At 41.6% G+C, this 13,008-nt stretch carries 12 protein-coding genes; 5 read left to right on the top strand and 7 right to left on the bottom strand.

Annotation, left to right across the window (positions count from 1 at the left end; translation table 11 throughout):
- Positions 1 to 8: 8 nt before the first annotated feature.
- Both lepA and grcA read right to left on the bottom strand, forming a co-directional pair.
- A complete protein-coding gene (gene lepA, locus DK415_RS00580) occupies positions 9 to 1,805 on the bottom strand; it encodes a translation elongation factor 4 (RefSeq protein WP_109431987.1) in 1,797 nt (598 codons plus the stop codon).
- A 171-nt stretch (positions 1,806 to 1,976) separates the two neighbouring features.
- On the bottom strand, positions 1,977 to 2,360 hold the full coding sequence (gene grcA, locus DK415_RS00575; RefSeq protein WP_048749362.1) for an autonomous glycyl radical cofactor GrcA: 384 nt from the start codon (positions 2,358 to 2,360) through the stop codon (positions 1,977 to 1,979).
- Between the two features lie 297 nt (positions 2,361 to 2,657).
- On the opposite strand from grcA, the gene ung reads away from it, so the two are divergent.
- The 5 genes from ung to pfkA all read left to right on the top strand — a co-directional run bounded on the left by ung (position 2,658) and on the right by pfkA (position 6,648).
- Entirely contained in the window at positions 2,658 to 3,326 is a 669-nt protein-coding gene (gene ung, locus DK415_RS00570; protein ID WP_109431986.1) for a uracil-DNA glycosylase, read from the top strand.
- A 31-nt stretch (positions 3,327 to 3,357) separates the two neighbouring features.
- Positions 3,358 to 4,134 carry a peroxide stress protein YaaA gene (yaaA, locus tag DK415_RS00565; protein ID WP_109431985.1) on the top strand — a complete coding sequence of 259 codons (777 nt, stop codon included), beginning with the start codon at positions 3,358 to 3,360 and terminating at the stop codon, positions 4,132 to 4,134.
- A 5-nt stretch (positions 4,135 to 4,139) separates the two neighbouring features.
- Complete coding sequence (locus DK415_RS00560; RefSeq protein WP_109432215.1) at positions 4,140 to 4,700, top strand: hypothetical protein; 561 nt, start codon at positions 4,140 to 4,142, stop codon at positions 4,698 to 4,700.
- A complete protein-coding gene (locus DK415_RS00555) occupies positions 4,700 to 5,620 on the top strand; it encodes a cation diffusion facilitator family transporter (RefSeq protein WP_109431984.1) in 921 nt (306 codons plus the stop codon). Before DK415_RS00560 ends, DK415_RS00555 begins: the two co-directional genes overlap by 1 nt.
- Positions 5,621 to 5,682: 62 nt before the next feature.
- Positions 5,683 to 6,648, top strand: coding sequence for a 6-phosphofructokinase (gene pfkA / locus DK415_RS00550; protein WP_048749355.1), 966 nt, complete (start codon positions 5,683 to 5,685; stop codon positions 6,646 to 6,648).
- A 76-nt stretch (positions 6,649 to 6,724) separates the two neighbouring features.
- Here pfkA and DK415_RS00545 read toward each other — a convergent pair whose 3' ends face one another.
- From DK415_RS00545 to hinT, 5 genes are all read right to left on the bottom strand, one after another.
- Complete coding sequence (locus DK415_RS00545) at positions 6,725 to 9,739, bottom strand: TonB-dependent siderophore receptor (protein WP_109431983.1); 3,015 nt, start codon at positions 9,737 to 9,739, stop codon at positions 6,725 to 6,727.
- A 230-nt stretch (positions 9,740 to 9,969) separates the two neighbouring features.
- On the bottom strand, positions 9,970 to 11,145 hold the full coding sequence (rlmC, locus tag DK415_RS00540) for a 23S rRNA (uracil(747)-C(5))-methyltransferase RlmC (RefSeq protein WP_109431982.1): 1,176 nt from the start codon (positions 11,143 to 11,145) through the stop codon (positions 9,970 to 9,972).
- A gap of 1 nt (position 11,146) precedes the next feature.
- On the bottom strand, positions 11,147 to 12,193 hold the full coding sequence (nagZ, locus tag DK415_RS00535; protein WP_109431981.1) for a beta-N-acetylhexosaminidase: 1,047 nt from the start codon (positions 12,191 to 12,193) through the stop codon (positions 11,147 to 11,149).
- A gap of 1 nt (position 12,194) precedes the next feature.
- On the bottom strand, positions 12,195 to 12,548 hold the full coding sequence (locus DK415_RS00530; protein ID WP_109431980.1) for a YcfL family putative periplasmic lipoprotein: 354 nt from the start codon (positions 12,546 to 12,548) through the stop codon (positions 12,195 to 12,197).
- A complete protein-coding gene (gene hinT / locus DK415_RS00525) occupies positions 12,548 to 12,898 on the bottom strand; it encodes a purine nucleoside phosphoramidase (protein WP_033002506.1) in 351 nt (116 codons plus the stop codon). The genes DK415_RS00530 and hinT overlap by 1 nt, the downstream gene beginning before the upstream one ends.
- Between the last annotated feature and the right edge of the window lie 110 nt (positions 12,899 to 13,008).

Raw genomic sequence — 13,008 nt, 5'->3', positions numbered from 1 at the left:
CTACTTCCTTATTTATCTTTTCCTACATGTAAGATAGCTAAGAACGCTTCCTGCGGCACTTCTACGTTACCGAGCTGTTTCATCCGTTTCTTACCTTCTTTTTGTTTTTGCAATAATTTTTTCTTACGGCTCACATCACCACCATAGCATTTTGCCAACACATTTTTACGCAATTGTTTCACGGTGGAACGGGCAATAATGTGGTTACCAATCGCAGCTTGAATCGCAATGTCAAATTGTTGGCGCGGAATTAATTCACGCATTTTTTCCACCAACTCACGACCACGATACGGGGCGTTATCTTTGTGTACGATTAACGCAAGGGCATCCACACGCTCACCATTAATCATAATATCCACGCGAACCATATCCGCTGCTTGGAAGCGTTTGAAACCGTAATCTAAAGAAGCATAACCACGAGAAGTGGATTTGAGACGGTCAAAGAAATCTAACACCACTTCGCCCATCGGAATTTCGTAAGTCAACGCCACTTGATTACCGTGGTACACCATGTGCGTTTGCACCCCACGTTTTTCCACACACAATGTAATCACGTTACCCAAATAGGCCTGTGGCAACAACATGTTACATTCCGCAATCGGTTCGCGAATTTCTGCGATATTGTTCAGCGGAGGCAGTTTTGACGGGCTATCAACATAAACCACCTCGCCATTAGTCAATTCCACTTCATAGACTACAGTTGGTGCGGTCGTGATTAAATCCAAATCATATTCCCGCTCCAAACGTTCCTGAATAATTTCCATGTGCAACAAGCCAAGGAAACCACAACGGAAACCGAAGCCAAGTGCGGTGGAATTTTCCGGTTCATAGAACAGGGAGGCGTCATTTAAACTTAACTTACCAAGCGCATCACGGAAGGCTTCATAGTCATCGGAGCTAATCGGGAACAAGCCTGCGTAAACCTGTGGTTTAACTTTCTTAAATCCCGGTAATACGGAACTCGCCGGCGTGTTGTAGTGAGTTAAGGTATCCCCCACCGGAGCGCCTAAAATATCTTTAATGGCACAGACCACCCAACCTACTTCGCCACAATTTAAGACGGTGGTATCCACTTGTTTTGGAGTAAAAATCCCCAAACGATCTACGTTATAAGATTGACCGGTGGACATCACTTTGATTTTATCGCCTTTGCGTAACATGCCGTTTTTAATACGAACCAAAGACACCACGCCTAAATAATTATCGAACCAGGAATCGATGATTAAGGCTTGTAACGGTGCATTCGGATCACCTTCCGGTGACGGAATTTTCGCCACAATTTCTTCTAATACATCTTCAATGCCCACGCCGGTTTTCGCAGAACAACGTACCGCGTCAATCGCATCAATACCCACGATGTCTTCTATTTCTTCTGCAACACGTTCAGGTTCTGCGGCAGGCAAGTCGATTTTGTTTAAAATCGGCACCACTTCCAAATTCATTTCAATGGCTGTATAACAGTTTGCCAAGGTTTGCGCTTCTACCCCTTGCCCGGCATCTACCACTAATAAAGCACCTTCACAGGCCGCAAGAGAGCGGGATACTTCATAAGAAAAGTCAACGTGTCCCGGCGTGTCGATAAAATTCAGTTGATAGGTTTCACCGTCTTTGGCTTTATAGTTCAGCGTCACGCTTTGCGCTTTAATGGTAATCCCGCGCTCACGCTCAAGATCCATAGAATCCAATACTTGCTCCGCCATTTCACGATCAGACAAACCGCCACAAGTTTGGATTAAACGATCCGATAAGGTAGATTTACCGTGGTCAATATGGGCAATAATAGAAAAGTTGCGAATATTCTTCATAAATTGGTAATTTTTCTCATTCAAAAGTCATAAAATTTAACTGGCGGATTGTACCCGAAAAGCGCGGAAATCGCTAGAAAAGAAAAGGAAAAGTGCGGTCTGTTTTTACCACGTTTAAAAAAAATAAAACCCCGAATTACTTCGGGGTTTCTTTTTTCATTCAAACTGAAATTATAGGCTTTCAGTGAAAGTACGAGTAATCACGTCGCGTTGTTGTTCAGGTGTTAAAGAGTTGAAACGCACAGCGTAACCGGAAACACGAATGGTTAATTGTGGATATTTTTCCGGATGTAATACAGCGTCTTCTAATGTTTCACGACGTAATACGTTCACGTTTAAGTGTTGACCGCCTTCTACTTTCACAGTTGGTGCAACGTTTACCGGTAATTCGCGGTATTCAATTTGACCTAATTCGCTTACTGCTACGATTTGATCTTCTGCGTAATCACCTTTTGCACATAAACAACGTGCTTCACCTTTTTCGCTATCTAACAACCAGAAAGAGTTTAAAAGATTGTCATTAGCCGCTTGGGTGATTTGGATACCTTTAATCATAAAATGCCTCCTAAATTTGGCTTTTCTGTATATTAATTGAACTGCGCGGATTTTATCAAAAATTTTGAAGTTTTCAAATTAATTTGACTTTAATTTGATATAGAACCGAAGTCTTTTTTTAATTCATTTTCAATATTTGACACATATCAAAAGTAATCCATTCTAGGTATGCGCGATTTAACAAAATAAGCCCTATTTAATTACATCTTGATAACAAACAAATCACGCTTATTGCTATGAATTTCACGATGGCTTCATTATAATTCCCGCTACGCAAAATTAGATGGGAACCCCATGATGAAAACCTGGACAGATGTCATTGGGCAGGAAAAACAACAGCCTTATTTTCAACAAGTGTTGCAACGTGTACATGCAGAACGGGAACTGGGGAAAATTATTTACCCGCCCGCACCAGACGTGTTCAATGCTTTTAAATTAACAGAATTCGAACAGGTCAAAGTGGTGATTTTAGGGCAAGATCCTTACCACGGACCAAATCAAGCGCATGGTTTATCCTTTTCCGTTAAGCCCGGTATCAAACCGCCACCCTCTTTGTTAAATATGTATAAAGAATTGTCCAATGACATCGAGGACTTTCAGATGCCAAATCATGGCTATTTAGTGGAATGGGCGCAGCAAGGTGTGTTATTGCTTAACTCGGTATTAACCGTAGAACAAGGTTTAGCTCATTCCCACGCGAATTGGGGTTGGGAAATTTTTACGGATAAAGTCATTGAAGCCTTAAATCAACATCGTGAAAATCTGGTCTTTCTATTATGGGGCAGTCCGGCACAGAAAAAAGGGCAATTTATTGATCGCCAAAAACATTGTGTTTTAACCAGCGTGCATCCATCGCCGCTATCCGCCCATCGCGGCTTTTTCGGTTGCCACCATTTTTCGAAAGCCAACACCTATTTACAACAACATGGTATTGCCCCGATTGATTGGCAATTAAGCGCGCTTTAGCGTTGTTATCAGAACCATTACAGGAATTTTTATGTTAGCGATTATTTCTCCCGCAAAAACATTAGATTTTGAGAATGCAGTGCCCAAAAAACTCCCGCATTTTCAACCGCACTTTTTGGCGCAAAGCCAGCAACTGATCGATATTTGCCGTGAACTGACACCGGCAGACATCGGTTCATTAATGTCAATCAGCGATAAACTCGCCGGGCTTAATGCCGCCCGTTTTGCTGAATGGCAACAAAACCACAATGAACACAATGCCAAAGCGGCGGTTTATGCGTTCAAAGGCGATGTTTACACCGGCTTAGACATTGAATCCCTAAATGAAGAAGACGTGTTATATGCACAACAACACTTGCGTATTTTATCCGGCTTATATGGTTTATTGGCGCCATTAGACTTAATCCAGCCATATCGCTTGGAAATGGGAACAAAACTCGCTAACCCGAAAGGCAAGGATTTGTATGCGTTCTGGCATAATGTCATTACGCCGGTATTGCAACAAGCGATCGATCAACAAGGCGGCACACTCATTAACTTGGCCTCCGACGAATACTACAAATCGGTGCAAGAACACAACCTCAAAGGTAACATTATTAAACCGGTCTTTTTAGATAACAAAAATGGGAAGTATAAAGTGATTAGCTTCTATGCTAAAAAGGCACGCGGCTTAATGTGTCGTTACCTTATTCAACATCGCATTAGCGACGTAGAACAGCTCAAGGAATTCGACCTTGGCGGCTACTGGTTTGACAGCGCCTCATCCACCAAAACAGAATTTGTCTTTAAACGGGATTTGGCGGAATAAACATGATGAAAAAAACACTTGTTATTTTGACCACACTTTTCCTGACCGCGTGCGTTTCCAACTCACAATTAGACGTGCCGCAAAGCATTCAACACAACGATAAAACCTACCAACTTGCGACCCAACAAGATTTGGGCAGTGTTGCTCGTTATGTTTATCTGCTGCCGGGCGAAACGCCGAAAGAATGGCAAAGTGCGGTGGAAATTTTACTCGATCGCAATTTTCAAAACCGCACTTTGCAGGAACGTATTGATTTGCGTAAACGGGTTTATACCAACACCGGCGTGAAAAATTTTCAGCTTTATCGCCAAAACGAAACATTATACGCCTATGTGATTTATGAGCCATCCGAACAAAACAAAGATTGGCAAATCGATATGGCAAAAGGTAAAGAATTGCCGTTTTGTGGCTTTGTGCAATATCAGTATTCCTTGAAAATTCCGAAAAATTACAAACTCGGCAATATGAATAGCAAACGCGTGGTCAACCATCTGAAAAAATATTTGGTTGAAAAAGAAATGAAACAACTGAGCAAAGCGGATTGGCTGTTGGGGTGTAAAGCGTAATGCCGGCTTCTGAATATTCCGCTCAAGTCAAAAAGGCGGCGCATTTTTCCATTATCACCGCCTTAGTGTTAATTATCGTAAAAGGCATTGCCTGGTGGCAAACCGGCTCAGTGAGTATGCTCGCCTCAATCACTGATTCCATGTTGGATCTATTGGCCTCTTTCATGAGCATGCTGATTTTGCGTTTTGCTTTAATGCCTGCCGATCACAACCACTCTTTTGGGCATGGCAAAGCGGAATCCCGGGCTTCTTTGGTGCAAAGTGCCTTTATTTCCGGTTCGGCGATTTTTCTGTTACTGCAAGGCATACACCGTTTTAATTCTCCGCAAGCCTTGAACAATACAATACTTGGTATGTTAGTCACCGTATTTTCCATTTTTGCGACACTATTATTAGTGTGGTATCAAGGTCGTGTGATTGAAGAAACGGATAGCCCGGCAATTAAAGCGGATCGGTTGCATTATCAAACAGATTTGCTGATGAACTTTGCCATTTTGATTTCCTTAGGCTTGAGTGTGCACGGTATTTTATGGGCAGATGCGGTTTTTGCGATTTTAATCTCCCTTTATATTCTATTTAATGCCGCAAAAATGCTGTTTAGTTCAACACAGTTATTGCTTGATCAAATGTTACCGCCTGAGGAAATTGAACAAATTAATGCGGTACTTAACCAAGAAATCTCCCAAGATCGACGCATTCTCGGATTTCATGCGTTACGCACCCGTCGTTCCGGTGCAATTCGTTTTATTCAATTTCACCTCGAATTGGCGGATGAGCTGTCTTTTATCGAAGCGCACGATATCACCGAACATTTGGAAACACGGTTAAAAACAACGTTCCCGCACAGCGATATTGTGATCCATCCGGAACCCACATTTGTTGTACAACAAGAAATGCAGCACATAAAAAAAATGCTATAATTCGCGCACGTTTAACCTAAACAACCGATTTTTAAATTAAAACTTTATGTAAGGGATAACTTATGATTAAAAAAATTGCAGTATTAACAAGTGGTGGCGATGCTCCGGGCATGAACGCGGCAATTCGCGCAGTGGTTCGCGCAGGGTTGTCTGAAGGGTTAGAAGTTTATGGTATCTATGACGGCTATTATGGCTTATACCACAATAATATTAAGCAATTAACCCGTTATAGTGTATCCGACATCATCAACCGTGGCGGTACCTGTTTAGGCTCAGCACGTTTCCCGGAATTTAAAGATCCGGAAGTGCGTGCAAAATGTGCCGATATCTTACGTTCTCACGGCATTGATGCGCTCGTTGTTATCGGTGGGGACGGTTCCTACATGGGGGCGAAATTATTGACCGAAGAACACGGTTTCCCATGCGTTGGTATTCCGGGCACAATCGATAACGACGTTGCCGGGACCGACTATACCATCGGCTACCAAACCGCATTACAAACCGCGGTTGAAGCTATTGACCGTTTACGTGACACATCCAGTTCCCACCAACGTATTTCCATCGTAGAAATCATGGGCCGTCACTGTAGTGACCTCACCATTTCTGCAGGGATTGCCGGTGGCTGTGAATACATTGTGGCCTCCGAGGTAGAATTTAACCGCGAAGAGCTGATTCGCCAAATTGAACGCAGCATCATCAAAGGCAAACGCCATGCGATTATTGCGATTACTGAATTAATCTGCGACGTAAATGAATTAGCGAAAGAAATTGAAGATCGCGTTCATCATGAAACCCGCGCCACTATTTTAGGTCACATCCAACGTGGCGGTACACCATGTGCATTTGACCGTATCCTCGGTTCCCGCATGGGCGTCTATGCTATCGACTTATTGCTCCAAGGCAAAGGCGGTTACTGTGTGGGTATCCAAAATGAACACTTGGTTCACCACGACATCATTGATGCCATCAACAACATGCGCCGTGAATTTAAAGCGGACTGGTTAACCATGTTCAAACGCTTAGACTAAACGCTGTCGTTTTACTCAAAACAAAAGTGCGGTCAAAATCCATTGTGTTTTTTGACCGCACTTTTTATTTATTTCGTTAGAACTGCCAATCAAATTTCATCATGACAGTACGCGGACGTCCGTAGAAATTATTCATCCCGCGAGTACGATTATAGTTATTTTCAAAGTAAGTTTTATCCGCTAAATTCGTTCCAATCAAACTAAGTTTGGCGTGGCGATTAAACTCGTACTGAATATTGGCATCAAACAGAGTATAGCCTGCTTGTTTAATGCCATATAAGCTACTTGTCGGGCTCTGTGCAGAAATACCGGCACCAATCGTCCATTTGCTACTTGGAATTCGGTAACTGGTGGCAAGTCGAAACATCTGAACAGGTGTAAAATTACTAAAGTTGTAAGGATCTTTAGCGCCTTTTGCCCGTTCATTATTAATTTCTTCTGCATTTTTATATTTACTTTTATTGTAAGTATAGCCTGCAAAAAGTTGCCAATTTTCTGTTATATTTCCAGCCAACTCCAATTCAAACCCCTTGCTAACAACGCGTCCGATTGGTTTTGCGATGGTCTGGAATGATCCAACAGCACCATTTTTGCCCGGTATATATCCAAAATCGACAACAGTACGATTTTTTTGCTCAACAGAAAATAAAGCCAAAGAGCTATTTAATTGATTATCAAAGAAAGAGCCTTTCCAACCGATTTCATAGTTTGTACCAATTAACGGAGGTAATACCGTTTTACTGGTAATATCTACGTTGTCTTGCTGTTTAAAAATCTTAGTATAACTTGCATAAAGGCTCTGCTCATTCGTCAAATCATAAGTAATACCGACATACGGTGTAAAATGATGCCCCTTCATTTTGGCAGTATAGTGCTCATTATCCTTATCAATATTTGATTGCGATTGATAGCGCGTCGCTGGCTCACCATTATAAACAGGCGTTTCTTTGCGTTGTGAGGTCTCAAAATGGGTAAACTGCGCACCACCTAATAAATGGAGGCGTTCCGTTGCATTAAAACGAGTGCTCAAAATAACTGCGTGCGTTTCATTTTTATTGAAATATTTAGCATAGTTATAACGAGCTAAAACATGGTCATCCGGCTCCTTCAACATCTTATAAACAATTTCATTTGGATTTCCATAAGCACCATTTTTATACTTAATGTCACCGTTGCTGTCACGTTCCGGAATTTTTTGCCCATTTTTATCTAATTCATACAAAATATTACCGTCTTTATCGACTTTAATTTTATAAGCATGTTGGCAATCTGGTGTATAAAGCATATGGTCACCTTTTTCATCATGCTTGTCCCAATCCGGTTCAGGAAGATTCTTATCAGTTGGAGAATAATAATTTCCTTGCTCATTAGGAACACAACGACCGGCTAAATGCTGATGCACTTGACCAACCTCATCAATAGTACTTATACGATAACGTTTCTGAAAAATTTCAACAAAATCTGATTGAATATTTTCATGGTTATAAGCATAACCTACATAAAAATCATGGTCTCGTTCAAAAAGATTATAGTGCCCAGTTAAATTCAATTTAATCCCGTATTGTTCGTCCTTTTTAATATGTCGAATTGGTGCGAATGTAAATTTTCGATTAGTTGTACCTTTATTGTTATAAGCCCTATTATAGAGATAGTTTGAAAAACGGTTTTCTGCGTCGTTAGCAATACCTGCTTCTTGTAGTTTTTTGTCAATATATTCTTGTTTATCTTTATCAACACCAGGATCTGCCCAGTCATTACATAAAAAATCAAGACCAATATCATTCATGCATTGATCAAACCCTTTTTTACGGGCAGCAAGCCGATCATTTCTATATTGATTAAAGTCGCCTTGGTTAAATTGATTTTGAGCATAATCTGCCTTACGTTGCTCGTATTCTTTCGTTGCTTGATCACGATATTCTTTTAGTTTTTTAAGTGCTTGGTCTTTTGGCTCAAAAGGAATAATTTCACCTTTCTCGGTTAGAAATCCTTGCGCGTCAGAACCGGACAAACCGGCAGCATGTTCATCTTTGATAAAAAATTGCCCAACTTTTGCATCTGAATTATTTTTTGTATAGGACGCTTCAATACTAAACTCCCAATCGTTATCAAAAACAAATTTGGTATTAGCAAATAAGTTATATTTATCTCCCTTCAAACGAGACCAACTCTGTCCTAAATAGGTATTTCGAGGTAGTTTTACTGGATTATTACATGCCGGACGGGAGGCAAAAGGAGCAACTTGGGGATTTTCACAAGGTAATATCACGCCTGAAAAATCCGGCACTTCATTAATTTTCTGATACATACCGCCTAAAGTTAACACGCCAACATTTCCTAAATCCACGTCAGCGACACCATAAATTAGCCCTTTTTTACCATGCACATTATCTTTAAAAGACTTTGCTTTTTCCCCTACACCAACTAAACGGGCACGAATACTATTATCTTGATTTACGCCTCCGGAAACGTCTAGTACCGAACGAGTACTACCTCGGTGATCGACCGTTATTTCTCCTAGGTGTTGGAATTTGTCTGTAGGTCGTTTTCGAATCAAATTAATTGTGCCGCCTGGCTCAGAGTTAGACTGGGTCAATCCTGTCGCACCACGCACAACTTCAATATGATCATAAATAGCTAGATCAGTGCTAGGAGAAACGTCTATTTTGGCGGTATAACCTGAACGCCCACCTACATTAGTCGTAATACCATCTTCACCAATTTGATCTACATAAAAACCACGGGAAAGAAAACGAGTTTGTAACCCTGAATCACGTACAACATTAACACCTGTGGTATTCTTCATTGCTTCTTCAAGAGTATGAATAGCTTTGTCATCTAATTGCTTTTTTGTAATCACACTAACAGATTGTGGCGTATCCTTACCGGAAACTTTTAGTCCAGTAGCTGTTTTCATCGACTTAATTGTATAGCCACGGCTACCCTCAGTGGTATTAGTATCAGTTTCTTCAATAACATTAATCTGCTCTAAACTGTCCTCCGTATATGCGGTTTGGCAAGTACAAAATAAAGAAATAGAAAGTAGACTAAGGTGAAAATAAGATGGAAGTGAAAGATGAGATTGATGCATTTTTGGCTCCTAAATAAGAATTATTTTTATTAAATGATAACAATTATTATTCTTATGCGAAAGAAAAAAGATAACCAAATGACTATTTATAAAATATCTTTTTTATACAAAAGGACAGTATGGCCTATAGAGCCAAAATATAGCTAAAAGTACCTGTAAGCTTCACTTGTGAGCCTAAAAACGGTTTATTTTTTCAGTAATACTAATAGCCAAATCAACAAAACATTACGTTAAGACGTCAATCTCAACAACACCAACACCTCATAATGTGCGGTATGTGGGAACATATCGAACAGTTGGATTTTTTCCAGTTGATAATGGGTGAGCGAGCGCAAGTCTTTCCCCATAGTTTCCGCGTTGCAACTGGAATACAAAATAAAGTGCGGTTGCATTTTATTGAGAAATTCAGCAAGCGATTGACCAATGCCTCGACGAGGTGGGTTGACGATAACCAAATCAGGTTTGTCTGCTTGAGCCAAGGCAAAATTTGCCGCATCTAACGACTGAAAATGAACTTGTTTGTCCAATCCGAGTTGTTGTGCTGATAGTTTCGCGGCAGCGATAGCTGAGGCGGAAATTTCAATGCCCGTGAGGTGAATTTGTTGTTCCGAGTTCTGCATTTGCAACGCTTTCAAGCAATGCAGCCCGAAACCGCCCACACCACAGAACAAATCCCAAAGTTGACGAACTGGCAGATCTTTTACCCATTGTTGTGCCGTACCGTATAATCCTTCAGCAACCTGCGGGTTGGTTTGAAAAAATCCCTGCGGGCGAATAAAAAGTGGAATGCCGTTAAAGGTCTCAGACAACGTGTGTTGCTCCGTCAGGAAAATCTCTTTTTCACCTTCTAAAATCGCGGCATTTTGTGGCTGAATATTCACGCTAATGACGGCAAGTTGCGGCAATTTTTGACGTAATCCCGCCAATTCCCGTTGAATCAACGGCAATTTTGCTTCCGAACGTAACACAAAGCGCAACATGAGTTGGTGGCTGTGTTGGCTTTCTGTCAATAAAAGATGTTTCAATTCGCCTTTTTGCTTTGCCACGTTATACGGCACAAGGCCTGCGCGTGCGATGAAATCTTTAAGAAGAGGAAAGATAGCTTGAAAACGTTGTGGGTAAAGTGGGCAATCGCATAAATCCACCGCACTTTGCGGATCTCGCGGATCCGCTAGAATCCCCAAAATAGGGCGTTCGACGGCACCACTCACTACCATTTTGGCTTTATTACGAAACCCATCAAGGGAAGATTGAAAAGGCGCACCCCAACTCAAATGAGATGTATCTAAACCGTGCAGCTGCTGTTGCAGATGTGCGTTTTTCTGTTCCAGTTGAACAGCATACGGCAGTTTCAACCATTGACAAGAACGACAATCGCCTTGTTGATAATGTTCGCACTGAATCATATTAGTTTTTCGTTGCCAGCCATTGCTGTTGAAGTGCGGTCAGTTTTTGACGATTTTCCAACCAACGGGGCGTACGTTCCAGTTCCGACCAAGTCAGTTTTTTGCATTTAAATAGGCTTTGCAGACGCTGTTGGCGCAACAAGAAGCACGATTGCTTTTCTGAGAGTTTTAAATTGTCTAAAACTTGGATCACACCGTCCCGCTCATTACAAAGCAGCAACAAATCGCAACCTGCGTTAAGCGCCTGTTCGCTACGCACCACAAAATCGCCCATGAATCCCGCACCTTTCATGCCAAGATCATCAGAGAAAATAGCTCCATTAAAATTCAGTTGGGAACGCAAAATGTCTTGTAACCAATATTTAGAGCCACTCGCCGGTTGGTTGTCACATTGCGAATAAATTACATGTGCCGGCATAATGGCTTGCAGCAGATTTTGTTCGATAAGTTGTTGGAACGGCTGAATGTCCTGATTGAAAATATCTTCTTGGCTCCGTTCGTCATAAGGCGTTTCTAAATGAGAATCGGCAATCACATGACCATGCCCTGGAAAATGTTTTCCCGTTGCAGCCATGCCGGCTTGGTGCATACCGCGAATAAAATTGCTGGCCAAATCCACCGCACTTTTTATCTCGCAACCAAAACTGCGATCACCGATGGCTTTACATTGATGTCCAAGATCCAACACCGGTGCAAAGCTCAAATCGATATCAAGTGCGGTCATTTCTGCTGCCATTTGCCAACCAGCTTCAAACGCCATCTTTTGTTGTTCAATAGGATCATTAATCAACGCCGAAAACGCCTGCATTGCGGGAAGTTGAGTGAAACCATCACGGAAACGCTGTACCCGACCGCCTTCTTGATCCACCGTAATCAACAAGGGCTTTTTCACCTTTTGTCGCACAGATTGAATCAATGCTTGTAATTGCGCACGATCGTGAAAATTACGCGTAAAGAGAATTAATCCCGCCACGAGCGGATGTTCCAACAATTCAATTTCTTCTTGTTCCAGCTCGTAACCGGCTAAGTCAATGAGTAGTGTAGACATTTTAGTTTAAGCGAAGATATAAGCGATAATTGTCGCTATTAGCAGTTGGTCGAGCGAATGTGAGCGGTTGTTTTTGCAGTGGTTGCAACGCCAACCTATGCCAAATAACAGGCTCTTCAGTCGTCACTGTCACGCCATGTTTGTCATACCAAAACAGGCGATAAGCCAGGTTAACCGGCTGTTCGGTTTTATTTTTGACCCAAGCACTGTCACGATCAACACTCGCTTCCAGTCTTTCTGCTGCTGGAGCTTCAATATTTAAAATCGGGCTTTGCGTATTTAATAAGGTTGGCACCTTTGCGCTACATCCCGCTAAAAGTGCGGTCGCAAAAAAAAGGGAGATAGACTTTTTCATTATTTATCCAACATTTTACCTAAAGGCTCACCGCCAACGAGATGCATATGTAAATGGAACACTTCTTGTCCGCCGTGTTTGTTGCAGTTGACAATCAAACGATAACCGTCTTGCGCAATGCCTTCTTGTGTGGCGAGTTTGGCGGCAACCGTGAACAAACGACCTAATGTCACTTCATCTTGTTCGGTCACATCGTTTACGGTAGGAATGAGCTTATTCGGGATGATCAAAATATGGGTTTTGGCTTGCGGTGCAATATCGCGAAATGCGGTGACAAGTTCATCTTGATAAACGATATTCGCAGGAATTTCTTTGCGGATAATTTTGCTGAAAATAGTTTCTGCTGCCATGATTTTCTCCTTAAAAAATATTGCGTTTTATGACCGCACTTTTTAACAGAAAACCACTAAAATAGCAATTTATCAAGCTATCTTTGATGTCGTCGAGAAAGGCTGTTTAT

It is taken from the genome of Aggregatibacter segnis (assembly GCF_003130075.1).
GTDB lineage: Bacteria > Pseudomonadota > Gammaproteobacteria > Enterobacterales > Pasteurellaceae > Aggregatibacter > Aggregatibacter segnis_A.
This window is presented reverse-complemented; position numbering and strand designations above follow the sequence as displayed.